At 64.8% G+C, this 16,592-nt stretch carries 19 protein-coding genes; 5 read left to right on the top strand and 14 right to left on the bottom strand.

Annotation, left to right across the window (positions count from 1 at the left end; all coding sequences use genetic code 11):
• Window positions 1-34 precede the first annotated feature (34 nt).
• The 7 genes from purF to ACNHKD_RS13255 all read right to left on the bottom strand — a co-directional run bounded on the left by purF (window position 35) and on the right by ACNHKD_RS13255 (window position 7,644).
• Window positions 35-1,528 (bottom strand): amidophosphoribosyltransferase, encoded by a 1,494-nt coding sequence (purF, locus tag ACNHKD_RS13285; RefSeq protein ID WP_442753963.1) that lies wholly within the window; start codon window positions 1,526-1,528, stop codon window positions 35-37.
• 110 nt (window positions 1,529-1,638) lie between these two features.
• Window positions 1,639-2,235: a CvpA family protein gene (locus ACNHKD_RS13280; protein ID WP_442753962.1), complete on the bottom strand. Its 597-nt coding sequence runs from the start codon at window positions 2,233-2,235 to the stop codon at window positions 1,639-1,641.
• A 217-nt stretch (window positions 2,236-2,452) separates the two neighbouring features.
• Window positions 2,453-3,841, bottom strand: a complete 1,389-nt coding sequence (gene radA, locus ACNHKD_RS13275; protein WP_442753961.1) for a DNA repair protein RadA — start codon at window positions 3,839-3,841, stop codon at window positions 2,453-2,455.
• 182 nt (window positions 3,842-4,023) lie between these two features.
• On the bottom strand, window positions 4,024-4,449 hold the full coding sequence (locus ACNHKD_RS13270) for an integration host factor subunit alpha (RefSeq protein WP_442753960.1): 426 nt from the start codon (window positions 4,447-4,449) through the stop codon (window positions 4,024-4,026).
• A 341-nt stretch (window positions 4,450-4,790) separates the two neighbouring features.
• The gene (locus ACNHKD_RS13265; protein WP_442753959.1) at window positions 4,791-5,780 is read right to left on the bottom strand and encodes a beta-ketoacyl-ACP synthase III; all 990 of its coding nucleotides are present in this window, start codon (window positions 5,778-5,780) and stop codon (window positions 4,791-4,793) included.
• Window positions 5,777-6,850 (bottom strand): phosphate acyltransferase PlsX, encoded by a 1,074-nt coding sequence (gene plsX / locus ACNHKD_RS13260; RefSeq protein WP_442753958.1) that lies wholly within the window; start codon window positions 6,848-6,850, stop codon window positions 5,777-5,779. The genes ACNHKD_RS13265 and plsX overlap by 4 nt, the downstream gene beginning before the upstream one ends.
• A gap of 209 nt (window positions 6,851-7,059) precedes the next feature.
• Window positions 7,060-7,644 (bottom strand): YceD family protein, encoded by a 585-nt coding sequence (locus ACNHKD_RS13255; protein WP_442753957.1) that lies wholly within the window; start codon window positions 7,642-7,644, stop codon window positions 7,060-7,062.
• A gap of 205 nt (window positions 7,645-7,849) precedes the next feature.
• Here ACNHKD_RS13255 and ACNHKD_RS13250 point away from each other — a divergent pair, with 205 nt between their 5' ends.
• Complete coding sequence (locus tag ACNHKD_RS13250) at window positions 7,850-8,320, top strand: outer membrane protein assembly factor BamE (RefSeq protein ID WP_442753956.1); 471 nt, start codon at window positions 7,850-7,852, stop codon at window positions 8,318-8,320.
• A 217-nt stretch (window positions 8,321-8,537) separates the two neighbouring features.
• Entirely contained in the window at window positions 8,538-9,581 is a 1,044-nt protein-coding gene (locus tag ACNHKD_RS13245) for a transglycosylase SLT domain-containing protein (protein WP_442753955.1), read from the top strand.
• A 68-nt stretch (window positions 9,582-9,649) separates the two neighbouring features.
• On the opposite strand, the gene argC is transcribed toward ACNHKD_RS13245, so the two are convergent.
• Complete coding sequence (argC, locus tag ACNHKD_RS13240) at window positions 9,650-10,564, bottom strand: N-acetyl-gamma-glutamyl-phosphate reductase (protein ID WP_442753954.1); 915 nt, start codon at window positions 10,562-10,564, stop codon at window positions 9,650-9,652.
• A gap of 212 nt (window positions 10,565-10,776) precedes the next feature.
• On the opposite strand from argC, the gene ACNHKD_RS13235 reads away from it, so the two are divergent.
• Window positions 10,777-10,956, top strand: coding sequence for a hypothetical protein (locus tag ACNHKD_RS13235; RefSeq protein WP_442753953.1), 180 nt, complete (start codon window positions 10,777-10,779; stop codon window positions 10,954-10,956).
• A 10-nt stretch (window positions 10,957-10,966) separates the two neighbouring features.
• Window positions 10,967-11,434 (top strand): flavodoxin family protein, encoded by a 468-nt coding sequence (locus ACNHKD_RS13230; RefSeq protein ID WP_442753952.1) that lies wholly within the window; start codon window positions 10,967-10,969, stop codon window positions 11,432-11,434.
• 119 nt (window positions 11,435-11,553) lie between these two features.
• Here the strand turns inward: ACNHKD_RS13230 and ACNHKD_RS13225 are convergent, their stop codons facing one another.
• Window positions 11,554-12,369 carry an outer membrane protein gene (locus tag ACNHKD_RS13225; RefSeq protein WP_442753951.1) on the bottom strand — a complete coding sequence of 272 codons (816 nt, stop codon included), beginning with the start codon at window positions 12,367-12,369 and terminating at the stop codon, window positions 11,554-11,556.
• Between the two features lie 351 nt (window positions 12,370-12,720).
• Between ACNHKD_RS13225 and ACNHKD_RS13220 the strand changes: the two genes are divergently transcribed.
• The gene (locus ACNHKD_RS13220) at window positions 12,721-14,055 is read left to right on the top strand and encodes a peptide MFS transporter (protein WP_442753950.1); all 1,335 of its coding nucleotides are present in this window, start codon (window positions 12,721-12,723) and stop codon (window positions 14,053-14,055) included.
• On the opposite strand, the gene ACNHKD_RS13215 is transcribed toward ACNHKD_RS13220, so the two are convergent.
• The 5 genes from ACNHKD_RS13215 to rplM form a co-directional block, all read right to left on the bottom strand.
• Entirely contained in the window at window positions 14,036-14,389 is a 354-nt protein-coding gene (locus ACNHKD_RS13215; RefSeq protein ID WP_442756896.1) for a DMT family protein, read from the bottom strand. The two genes, ACNHKD_RS13220 and ACNHKD_RS13215, sit on opposite strands and share 20 nt — an antisense overlap.
• A 100-nt stretch (window positions 14,390-14,489) precedes the next feature.
• Window positions 14,490-14,957 carry a cupin domain-containing protein gene (locus ACNHKD_RS13210; RefSeq protein WP_442753949.1) on the bottom strand — a complete coding sequence of 156 codons (468 nt, stop codon included), beginning with the start codon at window positions 14,955-14,957 and terminating at the stop codon, window positions 14,490-14,492.
• A gap of 127 nt (window positions 14,958-15,084) precedes the next feature.
• Entirely contained in the window at window positions 15,085-15,297 is a 213-nt protein-coding gene (locus ACNHKD_RS13205) for a hypothetical protein (RefSeq protein ID WP_442753948.1), read from the bottom strand.
• A 188-nt stretch (window positions 15,298-15,485) separates the two neighbouring features.
• Window positions 15,486-15,968, bottom strand: coding sequence for a 30S ribosomal protein S9 (gene rpsI, locus ACNHKD_RS13200; RefSeq protein WP_442753947.1), 483 nt, complete (start codon window positions 15,966-15,968; stop codon window positions 15,486-15,488).
• 2 nt (window positions 15,969-15,970) lie between these two features.
• Entirely contained in the window at window positions 15,971-16,441 is a 471-nt protein-coding gene (gene rplM, locus ACNHKD_RS13195) for a 50S ribosomal protein L13 (protein ID WP_442753946.1), read from the bottom strand.
• Window positions 16,442-16,592 lie beyond the last annotated feature (151 nt).

The following is a 16,592-nucleotide window of genomic DNA, read 5'->3' as shown; positions in this document are numbered from 1 at the left end:
ATAAGACGCCGCGCCCGCGAAAGTAACGCCGTGCTCAGCTCGCTTCCGCCAGCAGCGACAGTTGCGCCCGGTTTTCCTCCACGAGATCGGTGAGCGAGGTCGGATAGTCGCCGGTGAAGCAGTGGTCGGTGAACTGCGGGCGGGCGTCGTCGCGACCCGCATAGCCCATTGCGCGATAGATGCCGTCGACGGAGAGGAAGGCGAGGGAGTCGCAGCCGACATAGGCGCGCATTTCCTCGAGCGAGTGGGTCGCGGCGAGGAGCTTCTCCTTCTGCGGCGTGTCGATGCCATAATAATCCGGGTGGGTGATCGGCGGGGAGGAGATCAGGAAGTGAACTTCCGTCGCGCCGGCGTCGCGCATCATCTGCACGATCTTCACCGAGGTCGTCCCGCGCACGATGGAGTCGTCGATCAGAATGACGCGCTTGCCTTCCACCACGCAGCGATTGGCGCTGTGCTTCATGCGCACGCCGATCTCACGCACGGATTGCGTCGGCTGGATGAAGGTGCGGCCGACATAATGGTTGCGGATGATGCCGAGCTCGAAGGGAATGCCCGACTGCTGCGAATAGCCCAGCGCCGCCGGGACGCCCGAGTCCGGCACCGGCACGACGACGTCGGCGGCGATGTTCTGCTCGCGCGCGAGCTCGCGGCCCATGGCCTTGCGGACCTGATAGACGGGCCGGCCATGCACGATGGAGTCGGGACGCGCGAAATAAATATATTCGAAGATGCAGGGACGGGGCGCCTGGGGCGTGAAGGGCATGATGCTTTCGAGCCCTTCCTTTGAGATGACGACGATCTCGCCATTCTCGATGTCGCGCACGAAACGCGCGCCGATGATGTCGAGCGCGCAGGTTTCCGAGGCGATGATGTATCTGCCGTCGAGCTCGCCGAGGACGAGCGGGCGGATGCCGAGCGGATCGCGCGCGCCGATCAGCAGTTCGTCGGAAAGGACCACGAGCGAATAGGCGCCTTCGAGCCGCCGCAGCGCCTCGATAAAGCGATCGACGACGCGGGCGCGGCGGCTGCGGGCGACGAGATGCAGGATCGTCTCGGTGTCGGAGGTCGACTGGAAGATCGAGCCTTCCATGATCAGCTCGCGGCGCAGCGCCTGGGCGTTGGTCAGATTGCCATTATGCGCGACGGCGAAGCCGCCGGTGTTGAGTTCGGCGAAGAGCGGCTGCACGTTGCGCAGCATCGTCTCGCCGGTCGTGGCGTAGCGGACGTGGCCGATCGCCGCCGCGCCGGGCAGGCGCTTGATCGTGCTTTCCTTGGAGAAATGGTCGCCGACGAGGCCGAGGCGACGCTCGCCGTGGAAACGTCCGGCGTCATAGGAGACGATGCCCGCCGCCTCCTGGCCGCGATGCTGGAGCGCGTGGAGGCCGAGAGCCGTGATCGCTGCCGCGTCGGGCAGATCGAAGACGCCGAAGACGCCGCAATATTCGCGCAGGCGATCGCCGTCGAGATCGTCGGTGGTTTCGATCGGGCCGGCAATGGATTGGTCGTTAAACGTCGACTCGGTCATTCCATTGTCTCCCGTACTGTGGACGCGCTCGCCTACGCGCTGTAACCATTAACTTTGCCAGTCGGCGGAGGCGCCTGCAAGCGCTCCCGCCCCGTCGCCGCGTCGGCGCATCACTGCTTTTCGCCGCCTTCCGCAGGCGCTTCGGCCTTCTCCGGCACGGCTTCGGCGGGGGGCGTCTCCTCGACGGGCGCGCCGCCCTTCTTGGCTTTGATCTTCGCGACGATGGCGTCAATGTCGTCGGGCAGAAGCTCCCGCAGCTTGTCTCCGCCCGCCTGCAGCAACGGCTTGGCGCGGGCGTTGCGGATCCATTCGGGCTGGTTCGGATCCGGCACGAGCCAGCCGTAGAACACGAAGGCGACCACCGCCAGCAACGCCCCGCGCACGGCGCCGAAGACGAAGCCGAGCGACCGGTCCAGAGCGCCGATCTTCGAATCGAGGATGACGTCCGAAAGCTTCACCGTAATCAGCGACACCAGAACCAGCGCGATGAAGAAGACGGCCGCGACGGCCGCCGCCAGAGCGAGTTCGTCCTTCGGGATATAGGGCTTCACGTAGGGCAGCGCCATCGGGTGGAGGTAATAGGCCGCAAGGGCCGCCGCCACCCAGGAGAGGATCGCCAGCACTTCGCGCGTGAAGCCGCGCAGGAGAGCGAGCATGCCGGAGACCAGAACGATCGTAATCACTGCCAGATCAAGATAAGACGGCATCGCAGTCCTCTTCCTTTCGTCCTGACGCTTGAAATCTCGAAGAAAGCTTTACAGCCGGCGCCAAAGCATTCCCAGTGGCGCGCCAACTGCGACAGTCTTACTCGAAAGCGTCGTCGCTCCCGGACCTCGAATGGCGGCAGGGCCGTGGCCCCGGCGATTTGCGACGGCCTTGCTTCTAGCGCAATTGAACGGCCCGCGGAAAGTAGGAAGGTTAAATTCAGCGACTTCCTCCCGCGCGCGGCGCGCTCTGCGCGATGGTCGCGACGAGCTGGGCCACGTCTGCGCAAGGCCGCAGCGCGAGTCCCGCCCGCCTTTCGTCGGCGCTGATCTGCTGGCCCTGCGCGAGAACGGCCTGGTGAAATCCCAGCTTCGCAGCCTCCCGCAGGCGCATGCCGGCGTGGATCACCGGGCGGATGGCTCCGGAGAGGCCGATTTCGCCGAAGAAGGCCTGGTCCGCCGGAAGCGCCGCGCCGGTCAGGGACGACACGAGCGCGGCCGCCGCCGCGAGATCGCCCGCCGGCTCGTCCGCCCGCACGCCGCCAGCGACATTGAGATAGACATCGTGCATGCCGAGCTTGAGTCCGGCATGCGCCTCCAGAACCGCGAGAATCATGGACAGGCGATTTTGATCGAATCCGACGACTGCGCGGCGCGGCGTGCCGAGCGACGTGGGCGCGACGAGCGCCTGGATCTCGATCAGCATCGGCCGCTGTCCCTCCATTCCCGCGAAGACCGCGGCGCCGGGCGCCGAGGCGTCGCGGCCGGCGAGGAAGATCGCCGAGGGATTGGCGACTTCGGCAAGGCCGAGCCCGGTCATCTCGAAGACGCCGATCTCGCCCGTCGCGCCAAACCTGTTCTTGGAGGCGCGCAGCATGCGGAAGTGATGCGCCGCGTCGCCTTCGAAGGAGAGAACGGCGTCCACCATGTGCTCGACGACGCGCGGCCCGGCGACTTGTCCGTCCTTGGTGACGTGGCCGACGAGAATGACGGTCGAGCCGCTCGTCTTGGCGTGGCGCAGAAGCGCCTGCGCGCTCGCCCGCACCTGCGTCACCGTCCCCGGCGCGGAAGGCGCGACCTCCGTGTGCATGGTCTGGATCGAGTCGACGACGATGAGCGCCGCTCGCTTGCCGGTCGCGCAGGTTGCGAGAATGTCCTCCACCTGCGTGGCCGACGCGAGCTCCACCGGGGCGTCGGCGAGATTGAGCCGGGCGGCGCGAAGGCGCACTTGCGCCACCGCCTCCTCGCCTGAAATGTATATGACCCGCGCGCCGCGCCGCGCGAGGGCGGCGCAGGCCTGGATGAGAAGCGTTGATTTGCCGATGCCCGGCTCGCCGCCGAGCAGCAGCACGGAACCCGGAACGAACCCGCCGCCCGTGACGCGATCAAATTCATTGATGCCGGTGACGACGCGCGCCGCGGGCTTGTCCGAGCCGGCGAGACCTTCCAGTTCGAAGGCGCGCCCGCGCGTCGCCCGGACAGCCGTCGGCCCGGCGTCGCTCTCTTCTACGATTGTGTTCCATTCGCCGCAGGCTTCGCAGCGCCCCTGCCATCGGGACGCCACGGCGCCGCAATTCTGGCAGACGAAGAGAGGACGCGATTTGGCCATGCGCGGTTGGCGCATGCGGCGGGAACAGTTGTCAAGAGGCCGGCGGCTACATGCCGGGCGATCGGTCGAAGGTTTCCTCGTCCTTCGAGACGTGAGCTTCGCTCGCTCCTCAGGATGCAGCATAAGGGCGAGGAGTATTGTCCTTTACCGGGGATTGTTCTCGGCTACGTGCGCCGAGCGCGTCACCGGCTCTTGCCGTTCGCCCTGTCGCCGTTTCTCGCCCGGCGATCGTCGAACTCGTCGAATTCGTCGCCCAGCGTCAACCCGTCGCTGTTGATCCTCGCGCGAAGAATGTTGGAGGGCTTGAAGCTCACCACGAGCCGCGCGGTGATCTTCGCGCCTTCGCCGGTCTTGGGATTTCGACCGAGCCGCTCTTTCTTCGCGCGGATGATGAACGCCCCGAAGGACGAAAGCTTCACCTCCTCGCGAGCGACGATGCAGTCGAAGATTTCTTCGAGAACCATTTCGACATATTTCGCCGACTCGGTCCGGCCGAGACCCGTCTTCAAATGAACGGCTTCAGCGAGATCGGCGCGCGTGGTGGTCTTCTGGTTGTCGTCGACGACGTCTGCTGCGCCGCCGGATGAAAGGACTTGCCCCTGAGCCATTTCTGCCCTTGCACAATCATAGACAAAACCGACGAGGCCGCCCGATGACCCGACGTCAAACAGCCGCCTGGCCGGCGCCCGCTTGGAATGAGTCGCCTATCGGTGTGTGAACATCGAGCAGCCACATTCGGCTATCGTCGCGCCGCCAGCCCCGGGTCGCCGCTAGCCTAACCTTTGTCGGAATTTTTCAGAATTAAATCGAAAAATCAAGCGGTACTTGTAAAATTCGAGGAAAACTGACGAGAATCTCAGCTGAAATCAAAAATATTGAAACATTACGCCAACTTAGAAGCGCTTTACAGTCAAGTTATAGCCAAGTGTTCTCGCAGAAACTTTTTCGTTTACCAGCGTATTAAAGCCGAGCCCCAGGTAAAACCGCCGCCGACGGCTTCGAGCATTACCAGATCGCCTTCCTTGATGCGTCCGTCCGCCACAGCGACGGAGAGCGCCAGAGGCACGCTCGCCGCCGAAGTATTGCCGTGGAGATGGACGGTTGCCACGACTTTTTCGGGCGCGATGCCGAGCTTTTGAGCGGACATGTCAATAATGCGGCGGTTCGCCTGATGTGGCACGAACCAGTTTAACTGTTCAGGCGTAACGCCCGTCGCCCTGAAGGCGTCATCGACGACGTCCGTGACTTTACCGACCGCGAACTTGAAAACCTCTTTGCCTTCCATGCGCAGATGGCCGACGGTCTGCGTCGCGGACGGTCCGCCGTCGACATGCAGCTTGGCGCGGTGACGACCGTCCGAACGCAAATGCGTCGTCAGAATCCCGCGCTCGTCCATTTCGCCGGCGGATGGGCGGGCCTCCAGCACCATGGCGCCGGCGCCGTCGCCGAAGAGCACGCAAGTCGTGCGGTCTTCCCAGTCGATGATGCGAGAGAAGGTCTCGGCGCCGATCACGAGCGCCCGCTTGTGGGAGCCCGAGCGCAGGAATTTATCGGCCGTCGCGACAGCGTAGACGAAACCCGAGCAGACGGCCTGAAGATCGAAAGCCGCCCCGTGGGCGATGCCGAGAGCGGCCTGAATCTGCGTGGCTGTCGAGGGGAAGGTCCAATCCGGCGTGGAGGTGCCGACAATGATCAGGTCGACGTCGTCGGGAATGAGGCCGGCCGCCGCAAGAGCGGCGCGGGCGGCCTTCTCGCCCAGCATCGAGGTCGTCTCGCCCTCGGCGGCAATATGGCGTTCGCGTATGCCGGTGCGCTGGAAGATCCAGTCGTCGCTGGTGTCGACGATCCTGGCGAGGTCGTCATTGGTCAGCGTCTTGGCAGGGAGATAGGAGCCCACGCCGAGAACGACGGAGCGCAAAAGAGGATTCCGGATCGTCACTGAGCGGCTTCCTGCGGCGGGTTGGTCGGGTCGGCGGAGCCGCTTTCGAACTGGTGGGCGAGGGCGACCGTGTCGCGTATGCGGTTGAGAAGGTCGCTTTTGGCCATCTCGTAGCCAATTTCGACGGCGCGCGCGAAGCCCACGGAATCCGTGCCGCCATGGCTCTTGATGACGACGCCTTCGAGTCCCAGGAACACGCCGCCATTGATCGAGCGCGTGTCCATCTTCGCCTTCAGCTCCGCGAAGGCCCCGCGAGCGAGCAGATAGCCAAGCTTGGCGAGAAGGGAGCCGCTCATCGCGGCCTTGAGGTAGGCGGCGATCTGCTTCGCCGTGCCTTCAGCGGTCTTCAGCGTGATATTGCCGGTGAAGCCCTCCGTCACCACGACGTCCGCCGCGCCCATGCCGATCCCGTCGCCCTCGACGAAGCCGGCATATTCCAGCCCCGGCAGATTGGACTCGCGAAGGATGGCGGCGGCGGCCTTCACTTCCTCGACGCCCTTGATCTCTTCCGTGCCGACATTGAGCAGACCGACGGTCGGGCGTTCGAGCCCGAGTATGATTCGCGCCATGGCCGAGCCCATGACGGCGAGATCGACGAGATGGCTGGCGTTGGCGCCGATCGACGCGCCGACGTCCAGCACGATCGAGTGACCGCGCAGCGTGGGCCAGAGGCAGGCGAGGGCGGGGCGTTCGACGCGGGCCATGGTGCGCAGGCATATTTTGGCCATCGCCATGAGGGCGCCGGTGTTGCCGGCGGAGACGGCGGCGTCGGCTTCGCCCTTCTTCACGGCCTCGACCGCCATCCACATCGAGGAGACGCGGCGACCGTAGCGTAGCGCCTGGCTCGGCTTGTCATCCATGCGGATGGCGACTTCGGAATGACGCACCTCGCTGCATGCCGAGAGACGCGGGAGTTTCGCGAGCTCGGCGCGGATCGCCTTTTCGTCGCCGATGAGCAGGAAGCGGGTTTCGGGCCGGCGCTCGAGCGTGACGGCGCAGCCAGGGATCGTTACGGACGGGCCGAAATCGCCGCCCATCGCGTCGACCGCGATCCGAACAATCTGCGCCATGTCTTTCTGTTTCCCCCGAATGCCGACCGCGCCCCGTCTCTGTCGCGACGTCGCGGCCAACCCCCTGCTGCCGGCGAGCGGATGCGGAATTATGACCGCGGCCCGGAAATCCGCAGGCCCGTCCGCCATGGCTTCGCGTTCTTTTGCGGCTGATTGCCATTTGCGGGGCGAGCGCGCAAGTGCCACGTCGGCGCATGTGCAGGGCGGGCTTAAGCCTTGTCGCGCGCCGCGCTAAGCCGGGCGAAGGGAGAGACCGCATCGTCCGCTTTCTCGGGCGCCGGCTCGACAAATTCCGCGCCGGGCCTGCGGGGGTAGGGATCCAGCGCGAGGGTCAGGAATTCCGAGGCGATCTGGCCGAGATCGACCGCGCCGCCGACCAGCGGGTCCGGCGGGTCCTCGCCCATCGCGTCATGTTCCGCCGGCTCCGGCTCAGCGTCGCGCCGCCGGGAGCGGGGGCGGGGCGCCTGCTGCGGCGGAGCGAAGCGCAGGTCGATCGGTTCGACGACGTCGGACTCGAATTCCTCGAGCGTGACGACGCAGGTCTGGCGCACGCGGGCGCGCAGCTCGCCGGTCACCTCCAATCCCTCGCCGCGCCAGCGCCGCGCGCGCAGCGTCGCCGTCAGCGACAGGACGGCGGGAATATCGTTCATTTCCGCCAGCGCCGCGCGTTCGCCTTCGGTGGCGACGATCTCCGCCTCCAGCCCCTCCGACGGGACTTCAGTTATGGTCAGCGGTCGGGACAAAGGCTGAGCTGCGGAGAGCGCCGCGTTGCGGCCAAGCGTTTCGTCGATCATCTCACCCTCTCCTTTTCGCGCCCCGCGCACACGTCTCTAGATACGCAGCCCGAAGCGCTCGCGCCACCTTCCGGTCTCGCGCTCAGCCACGACCGGCTTGCTTTCGCTGCAATTGAAGGATAGCGAAGCCGTATTGTTATGCGAAAAGCCGGGCGGGCGCTTTCGCCTCCGGCGCGTTTGGCGGAGATCGGGGTTGGAGATCAAGATGGCGGGGCTGGGCTTGCGCGGTGTTTCCAAGAGCTTTTTCGGCGCGACGACCTTGAAGATCGCCGCGATTGCCGGCGTTGCTTTATCCCTCTCGGGTTGCCTTGGCTATGAAGGCGTCATCAATCGAGGCGCGGTGCTCGACGCGCGCAAGGTCGCGCAGGTGAAGCCGGGCATGGCGGCGCCTCAAGTGATGCAAACGCTCGGCACGCCGTCCACGACTTCCACGATCGGCGGCGACGCCTGGTATTACGTCAGTCAGCGGCTGGAACGCGCCATGGCCTTCATGCCGCAGAACATCACGGACCAGCACGTCCTTGCCGTCTATTTCGACAAGTCGCGCAAAGTGACGCGAGTCGCCGATTACGGGATGGAGGACGGGAAGCCGGTCGACTTCCTGTCGCGCACCACGCCCGTCGCCGGCCCGGATTACCACCTGATCCAGAGCCTGCTCGCCAAGGTTTCGTTCTAGGGGACGTCCCCGCGAAGCTCATGGCCTAAATGTGGCCGGGCGCGCCCCGCCCGGTCGCCTGCATGCATGGATTATTGATTTTCCAGATGTTTGGCCCGGCCGGCCGCGCCCTGGAATGTGGCGCGCGCGTGACGCGGCCCGTCGCTCTTTCGCCCTTCATTCCCTCTAGCTTTCAATCGAGCCGCGGTGTGCGGAGCGAGGGAGTTCAACGCGAAGAATGACGGGTTTCACGCTGTCCAACACCGAGTCCGCGCATCGACTGAGTTTGGGCGACCGTTTCGCGTTGATCCGCGCGGACCGCTCCTTCCACATTCTGCTCCGGACCTTCTGCGTTGGCGCGGTGCTGTCGGCGCTCGCGGCCCTGAGCTTGACCGCGAAGAGGGACGAAATCCCTCACGAGAGACTTACCCGGATATCCAAGGCTCGCGCGCCCGCGACCCCCTTCATGCAGTTGACCCGCAGCGAGGATGAGACCGCGCTCGACAGCGACTTCTCTCTCGATCAGGCGGCGCTGACCTGGTCCCACCGGCTCGGCAAGGACGCCGACAAGGGCGAGGAAGCCGGCGATGCGCCGGGCGTGATGCGCTTCGGCTCCGTGAAGGTCCGCCAGTCCATTGTCGAGCGTGTCGTTCAGGCCGCGAACAAGACGGAGATGGACCCGGCGCTGCTCATGGCGATCGCGGACAAGGAATCGAATTTCTCGACGACCGCCAAGGCGCGCACCTCTTCGGCGAGCGGCCTCTTCCAGTTCGTCGAAAAGACGTGGTTCAAGGCGGTGAGGGATTTCGGCCATCTCTACGGCCGTGAGGAAGAGGCGAACGCCATCGCAGACGCCTCGAGCGCCATCGGCGCCGTCGCCCCGCAGAAAAAGGCGCGGATTCTCAGCCTGCGCAACGATCCCTATCTGTCCGCCGCGCTGGCGGCGGAAATGCTCAAGAAGGACAGTTCGAAGATCTCCGAGAAGATCGGCCGTCCCCTGACCGCGGGAGAGACCTATCTCATCCACTTTCTGGGGCCTGAAGACGCCGAGCGTTTCATGAACGCGCTCGTCTCGGCGCCCAACATGTCGGCCGCAGCGCTGCTGCCCAAGCCCGCCCGCGCCAATCGCCCGATTTTCTATGAGGCTACGGGCCGCAAGATGCGCGAGAAGACCGTCGCCCAGGTCCACGACGCCTTCGAGTCGATGATGGAAAAGCGCACCACGCGCTATGAGGACGTGGCGCAGAAGCTGCCGGCCGGGGCAATGGCTTATACGGAGTAGGTTTTGCTCGGAAAACGCCGAGCGGATCGCATGTCGCTCCGCCCCTCGCCTCAACCCTCTCCCCCGAATTACGCCCCTATCATCAAATCCAAATTTTGCACCGCCGCTCCCGACGCGCCTTTGCCGAGATTGTCGAGCCGCGCGACGAGCACGGCATGGCGGCGGGCCTCGTTCGCGAAGACGAAGACCTCCATGTCGTCCGTGCCGTTGAGCGCGAGCGCGTCGAGACGCCCGCTCTTGGGCGGCTGCGTCAGGCGCACATGATGCGCTCCGGCGTAATGGCGCCGATAGGCGGCCTCGAAATCGGCGGCCTCGGGCTTGCCGGGCAGGGTGTCGAGCGCCAGCGGGACAGAGACCAACATGCCCTGCCGGAAATTGCCGACCGACGGCACGAAGAGCGGCCGCGCCGTGAGCCTAGAATAGGCCATGATCTCGGCCAGATGCTTGTGCTCAAGGCCGAGTGCGTAAAGCTCGAAGGCCGGCGCTTCGCCTTTCTCGTAAGACTCGATCATCTGCCGCCCGCCGCCGGAATAGCCTGAGACGGCGTTGATGGCGAGCGGCTGGTCGGGCTGGATCAGCCCCGCGTCGACGAGCGGGCGGAGCAGGGCGATGGAGCCCGTGGCGTAGCAGCCCACATTGGCGACGCGCGCGGCTTTGGCGACGGCTTCCGCCTGGCCTGCGCAAAGCTCGGGAAACCCGTAAACCCAGCCAGGCGCAACGCGATGCGCGGTCGAGGCGTCGAGAAGGCGCGGGGCTTTGTCGCCGAGCGCGTCGCAAAGCGCGACCGTCTCCTTGGCGGCGTCGTCCGGCAGGCAGAGAATGGCGAGGTTGACCGAGGCGAGGATGTCGCGCTTCGTCTCCACGTCCTTGCGCTTCTCGGCCGGGATGGCGACGATTTCGATATCGGCGCGGCCCGCGAGCCGCTCGCGGATTTCGAGGCCGGTGGTGCCGGCCTCGCCGTCGATGAAGATTTTCATGACCATGAGAGACGATCCTGAAGGGCGTGGCGCGTTTTGCGCGGCTTGGATGATGGCTGCATGACGCCTTGTCAACAGACGGCCGCCACATCAGCGCGCGGGCGGTCCGGAAGCCGGATCGCGAACAGCCAGACCGGCGCACTGGCGGCGCCCGGGCGACGCGATAGTTCTCTTAGAGAGCGCGCCCTGTGGCGCATTCGAGAGCCTGGGAGGTCGCCATGACGGGACCATCGTTAAGGGACGCGGTGAAATATTACGGCGTAAAACTGACGGATTCGCTCTACCAGGCCTCGGTGGTTTCCGTCCTCGCCTTCAGCGGGTCGATGCTCATGTGCGCGGTCGTCGCGGCCGCCGTGGCGACGGGCGCCGTCGGTGTGCCGGAGTTCCATCCAAAGTGATTTCGCCGAAGTGACATTGAAACGCCTTCTGATCGTGGCGCATGCGCCTTCGGCCAATTTGCGGCGCATGTGCGCCGCCTTGCTGGAGGGCGCGCGCGCGGCCGAGATCGAGGGCGTCGAGACACAGACGCTCGGCGCGTTCGAGGCGCGGTCCGAAGACGTGATGGCGGCGGACGGCGTCATCCTGCTGACGCCCGAAAACCTCGGCTATATGAGCGGCGCGGTGAAGGACTTTTTCGACCGCTGCTATTATCCCTGCCTGGAGCGCACGCAGGGTTTGCCCTACGCGCTTTGCATTCGCGCCGGCAGCGACGGGACAGGGACGCGACTTGGCGTCGAGCGGATCGTGACGGGTCTGCGCTGGCGGGCGATAGGAGAGCCGCTCATCTGTCGCGGCGAATGGCGCGAGGATTTCGTCGGCGAATGCCGGGATCTGGGGATGCTGATGGCGGCCGGGCTGGAAGCGGGCGTCTTCTGACGAGGAACGCTCTCGGCCGGGGCCCGGGATTCGGCCGAGCGCCAGGGGGCGGCGATTTGATGGAGCCCCCCATGCCCGGTCTCCAGGCACGAGAGGCGCCGATCGAGGCGTAGGCCGCCTTAGAAATTCGCGAGCAGCGGCGCCGCGCCGCCGAAGTTGAAGTGGTAGTTCACGCCTGCGCGCACGGTGTGGAACTGCGGGTGAAGGCGGGAGCCCCAGTTCCAGCTCAAAGGCCCTTGCGCGCCGCCGTTGCCGAGATCAGTGAACAGATATTCCGTTTTCGCGGACCAGTTGGGCACGAACAGCCATTCGAGGCCGCCGCCGGCGGTCCAACCGACTCGCGTGCGCGCGCCGTTCCAAAAGCCGCCGGAGACGTCGCCATAGGCGAAGCCGCCCGTGCCATAGGCGAGCAGCGTCGGGGCGACGAGCCAGCCCGCGCGGCCGCGCACCGTGCCGAACCAGTCCAGCGCGAAGCCGCGATTGCCGGCGGGCGAGAGCGGCGTCAGGAAGCCGCCGGCGACCAGCGGGTCGGGATAGACGGCCCAGTTATTGTTCCTCCCGGAGCGCATGCTCGTGCCCTGGAAGTCGGTTTCGACGCCGACGAGGAAGCTCGAGCCGAATTGGTAATTGTAGCCAAGCTGGCCGCCGCCGACGACGCCGCCGGCGTTGCCGCCGCCCCAGGCGCCGCCGGGAAGAGCGTAGACGGTCCCTGTGACCGGGCTCACATAAAGCGCCGTGCTGGCGGGGTTGATGCGATTGGCCGACCAGCCGCCGCCCACGTTCAACCCGCCGTAAAACCCCGTCCACATTGGCGGCGGAGGCGGGGGCGGCGGCATGTAGGGCGCGGGCGGCGCCTTGCGCGAGGGAAGGTCGGCGGCGAAGGCGGAGCCGACGGCGGCGAGCGAGGCCGCGACGAGGAGAGAAACTCTCTTCATGTTTGCTGTCCTTTCGTTGAGATCTCGCGCTTGGAGCCGAGCTCGGAGGTGCAGCGTTTTTTTGCCTCTCAATGTGATCAAAGCATGTTTTTGATCCATATTTGAAGCATTTGCAAAGATTTGTCGCGAAATTGCGCTGGTTGTGTCGTAAATACTGTTCTAGATACGCCAAGAACTTGTGTATCGTTATGCAAAACTAGTCCTTCATTGTGTTCCAATGCGGTCGATGGATTGATGATTTGGCGGCGCGCCGTCTCTCCTTCGCCAAGCGCCAGCCTTGCCGCTCCCTCGGGACATCTTTACCTTTCGCCGCGCGCGTCTGCGGCGCCGTCACAGGAATTCACGACAAACATGCTCAAGCCCAACGGCTTTCTCGGCCACCCGCGCGGGCTCGCTTTTCTCTTCGGCTCGGAGCTATGGGAGCGCTTCTCCTATTACGGCATGCGCGCGCTGCTGGTGCTCTATATGGTCGAGTATCTTCTGAAGCCGGAGCGGCTGAATGCGGCGTTCGGTCTCGCGGGTTTGAAACAGGCGCTCGAAGCGGTCTTCGGCCCGCTGGGGCCGCAGCCTTTGGCGTCGCAGCTTTACGGCATTTACACGGGGCTCGTTTATCTCACGCCGATCCTTGGCGGACTGGCGGCCGACCGGCTTCTCGGGCGCACGCGAACCATCGCGCTCGGCGCGGCGATGATGGTCGCGGGCCATTTCATGATGGCGGACGAGCGGCTCTTTCTGATCGCGCTGCTGCTCATCGCTGTCGGCTGCGGGGCCTTCAAGCCCAACATCACGACGCAGGTCGGCGAGCTTTACGCACCGGACGATGCGCGGCGCGATCGCGCTTATTCGATCTTTTACGTCGGCATCAATATCGGCGCCTTTCTCGCGCCGCTCGTTTGCGGGACTCTCGGCGAGACGGTCGGCTGGCGTTACGGCTTCGCCGCCGCGGGCGTCGGCATGGCCATCGGCCTGGCCGTCTACCTGACAGGACGCGCTTGGTTGCCGGCGCGCAAGGAGCCGGCGGCGCCTCGGGAAAGCGCGCCCCTGCGCCGTGCGCTTTTGAGCATTCTGCTGCTCTTCCCATCCTCGATGCTGTTCTGGGCCGCTTTCGAGCAGCAGGGCAATACGATTGCGCTCTGGGCGGCGCAATTCACCGATCGCAACGTCGATCTCCTCGGATGGCGCGCCGAAATCCCCGTGACCTGGTTTCAGGCGTTCAATCCTCTGATGATCTTCCTCTTTACGCCGCCGCTCGTCGCCTTCTGGGCGCGACTTGCCGGGAAAGGCCGGGAGCCCTCGACCTTGAGCAAGATGTCGCTCGGCTGCCTTGGCGTCGCTTTGAGCTACGGCGTGATGGCGCTCGCCGCGCTGCAGGGCGGCGAGAAGGCGAACTGGCTTTGGCTCCTCGTCTATTTCGTCCTGATCACGATCTCGGAGCTGTATTTCTCGCCGATCGCGCTCTCGCTCGTCTCGCATCTCGCGCCGGAAGGGTCGCGATCCGCACTGATGGGGGCGTGGTTCACGTCGATGTTCCTCGGCAATCTGTTGGCGGGATGGTTGGGCGGATTCTGGTCGAGCATGACGCGCGTCAATTTCTTCCTGCTTATGGCGGGACTCGGCGTCGTGGGCGCCGCCCTGGCGGAAGCGGCGCGGGGGCGGCTCGGCGAACTCACTTCGACTGGAAAATGAAAAAGGCGCCGGCGGCGATGAGGCTGAAGCCCAGCAAGGTGCGCCAGCTCGGCGCCTCGCCCAGCACGAAGAAGGAAAAGCCCGTGAAGATGACCAGCGTAATCACCTCCTGAATCGTCTTCAATTGCGCGGCCGAATAGGCGCCGTAGCCGATGCGGTTCGCCGGCACGGCGAGACAATATTCCACGAAGGCGATCAGCCAGCCCATCATGATCGCCTGCGGCATGGTCAGGCGCGGAAGTTTGAGGTGGCCGTACCATGCCGCTGTCATGAAGAGATTGGAGGCGCACAACAGAAGGATCGGCGCGACGGTGGGGGCGCGCAGAAAGCTCAGCATCAATCGAACTCCTCGCAGATGCGGACCAACGTCAACTAGCGTGAGCGTTGCGCGGCGCAAGACGTTCCTGCGCGCACAAATGAAGCGCGGCAGGCCGCTACTTCTTCGGCAAGAGGATTACATGCTCCTGCTCGTCCCCGTCATTGCGCGCGACGATGGCGACGGCGGGCTCGGTCCTGCTCAGATTGGTCGGCTGATGCGGCACGTCGGCGGGGATGTAAATGAAGTCGCCCGCGACATTCACCACGCTCTTTTCGAGATGCTCGCCATATCTTGTCTCCACCGAGCCTTGCAGCAGGTAAATGGCGGACTCATAGCCTTTGTGCACATGCGCCTGCGCCGAACCGCCTGGCGGAATGACCACTTTCAACAGCGAAAGATTCTTCGCGCCGGCGTTTCTGTTGGAAATGCCGGGGAAGAAGGGCAGGGCCTGCTTCGAGGTCGCCGCCTCGGGCGCGCGCACGGTGACGATGTCCTTGCCGTTCTTCTCGCCGATGATTTGCGGCTCGGCGGCGAAAGCGGGGGACAGGAGAACGAAAGCGAGGGGAAGAAAGGATGCGCGCATGCTCAAATCCAGGACGGTTGTTTGGGACGACAATAGAAAAATTCAACGATCTGGCCAATGACGCTTGACGTCGCCGCGGCGTGGGCGGGACGCGTCGCGCCGGATTCGGCCGTCGGTTCGAGAGGCGTCACCGATTTTCTTGCGTCAGCAAGTGGCGGAGCAAATAGCCGACCGAATAGGAAAAGACGGCGCCGACAATCCCGAGGAAGGTTGAGCTGACATATTTGGCCTCGAAACCTTCGGACGCGATCCGCATGATCGACGCGCCTATGAGGAGGACGAAGGGCGCGGCGACCAGGATGCCGACATAGTAAAGGATGTTCGCCACCTGTTTCGACATTGCGTTTCTCTCTTGCAGCTCGGGAGCCCACTTGCCTCAAATCGGCGCGCGAGCCCGGTTTTTCGAGCGCCTCCCAAGCAAAAGGGCCGGGTAAGGACGCATATTGGCGAAATTCGCCCAAGCGCGTGAGCAAAAACGAAAAAGCCGGGCCTGAGCCCGGCTTCCGACGCTGGATGCGCGCAGTGCGATCAGCGCTTCGAGAACTGGAAGCTGCGGCGGGCCTTGCGCTTGCCGTATTTCTTGCGCTCGACCACGCGCGAGTCGCGGGTGAGGAAGCCTTCCCTCTTGAGCGACGAGCGCAGTTCCGGCTCGTAATGGGTCAGCGCCTTGGCGAGGCCGTGGCGCACCGCACCGGCCTGGCCCGAGAGGCCGCCGCCGGCGACCGACACCATGACGTCGTATTGGCCGACGCGCTTGGCGACGCCGAGCGGCTGCTGCAGGATCATGCGCAGCACGGGACGGGCGAAATAGACCTCAATGTCGCGGCCGTTCACGGTGATCTTGCCGGAGCCCGGCTTGACCCACACGCGGGCGACGGCGTTCTTGCGTTTGCCGGTGGCGTAGGCGCGGCCGTACTTGTCGAGCTTCTGCTCATATTTGGGCGCCTCGACCGCAGCGGCGACGGCGGCTTGGTTGAGGTCGGCGAGCGAGGAAAGGGTGGTCTCGGCCATAATCAGGCGCTCCGGACGTTCTTGGCGTTCATGGCGGCGACGTTGAGAGTCACGGGGTTCTGCGCTTCGTGCGGATGCTCCGCACCCTTGTAGACGCGCAGATTGCCGAGCTGCTGACGGCCGAGCGGACCGCGGGGCAGCATGCGCTGCACGGCCTTCTCGAGGACGCGCTCCGGGAAGCGGCCGTCGAGGATGAACTTGGCCGAGCGCTCCTTGATGCCGCCCGGGAAGCCGGTGTGATGGTGATAGACCTTCTGGTCGCGCTTGCGGCCGGTCAGCACCACCTTGTCGGCGTTGATGACGACAATGTTGTCGCCGTCATCCATATGAGGCGTGAAGGTCGCCTTGTGCTTGCCGCGCAGACGCAGCGCGATGATCGTGGCGAGGCGGCCGACGACGAGCCCGGAGGCGTCGATCAGCACCCATTTCTTTTCAATATCGGCGGGCTTCGCCGAATAGGTTTTGCCATACATGGGGGGATTCCGTCTGAACGAACTGTTCGGATGCGGCTGGATAGGGGAAGCTGGAGAGGGCGTCAAGCTCATTTTTGCTTCGTATGTCCGTTAGTCTCCTAGAAAAAACAAGGAAGAAGACATAGCGGTAAAAAAATACCTCATTCTGGAG

Source organism: Methylocystis sp. JAN1 (assembly GCF_052186135.1).
In the GTDB taxonomy this organism is placed as follows: Bacteria; Pseudomonadota; Alphaproteobacteria; order Rhizobiales; family Beijerinckiaceae; genus Methylocystis.
Note: the sequence above shows the minus strand (reverse complement) of the source record. Positions and strands in the feature narration are given on the sequence as shown.

What these genes read in the sequence shown, in the direction of transcription:
- ACNHKD_RS13245 (WP_442753955.1), top strand. Translation starts at nt 8,538, where the DNA reads ATGACGGGTTTCACGCTGTCCAACACCGAGTCCGCGCATCGACTGAGT.
- ACNHKD_RS13255 (WP_442753957.1), bottom strand. Translation starts at nt 7,644, where the DNA reads ATGATCGACGAAACGCTTGGCCGCAACGCGGCGCTCTCCGCAGCTCAG.
- ACNHKD_RS13220 (WP_442753950.1), top strand. Translation starts at nt 12,721, where the DNA reads ATGCTCAAGCCCAACGGCTTTCTCGGCCACCCGCGCGGGCTCGCTTTT.
- ACNHKD_RS13235 (WP_442753953.1), top strand. Translation starts at nt 10,777, where the DNA reads ATGACGGGACCATCGTTAAGGGACGCGGTGAAATATTACGGCGTAAAA.
- rpsI (WP_442753947.1), bottom strand. Translation starts at nt 15,968, where the DNA reads ATGGCCGAGACCACCCTTTCCTCGCTCGCCGACCTCAACCAAGCCGCC.
- purF (WP_442753963.1), bottom strand. Translation starts at nt 1,528, where the DNA reads ATGACCGAGTCGACGTTTAACGACCAATCCATTGCCGGCCCGATCGAA.
- ACNHKD_RS13225 (WP_442753951.1), bottom strand. Translation starts at nt 12,369, where the DNA reads ATGAAGAGAGTTTCTCTCCTCGTCGCGGCCTCGCTCGCCGCCGTCGGC.
- ACNHKD_RS13250 (WP_442753956.1), top strand. Translation starts at nt 7,850, where the DNA reads ATGGCGGGGCTGGGCTTGCGCGGTGTTTCCAAGAGCTTTTTCGGCGCG.
- radA (WP_442753961.1), bottom strand. Translation starts at nt 3,841, where the DNA reads ATGGCCAAATCGCGTCCTCTCTTCGTCTGCCAGAATTGCGGCGCCGTG.
- ACNHKD_RS13210 (WP_442753949.1), bottom strand. Translation starts at nt 14,957, where the DNA reads ATGCGCGCATCCTTTCTTCCCCTCGCTTTCGTTCTCCTGTCCCCCGCT.
- argC (WP_442753954.1), bottom strand. Translation starts at nt 10,564, where the DNA reads ATGGTCATGAAAATCTTCATCGACGGCGAGGCCGGCACCACCGGCCTC.
- plsX (WP_442753958.1), bottom strand. Translation starts at nt 6,850, where the DNA reads ATGGCGCAGATTGTTCGGATCGCGGTCGACGCGATGGGCGGCGATTTC.
- ACNHKD_RS13280 (WP_442753962.1), bottom strand. Translation starts at nt 2,235, where the DNA reads ATGCCGTCTTATCTTGATCTGGCAGTGATTACGATCGTTCTGGTCTCC.
- ACNHKD_RS13270 (WP_442753960.1), bottom strand. Translation starts at nt 4,449, where the DNA reads ATGGCTCAGGGGCAAGTCCTTTCATCCGGCGGCGCAGCAGACGTCGTC.
- ACNHKD_RS13205 (WP_442753948.1), bottom strand. Translation starts at nt 15,297, where the DNA reads ATGTCGAAACAGGTGGCGAACATCCTTTACTATGTCGGCATCCTGGTC.
- rplM (WP_442753946.1), bottom strand. Translation starts at nt 16,441, where the DNA reads ATGTATGGCAAAACCTATTCGGCGAAGCCCGCCGATATTGAAAAGAAA.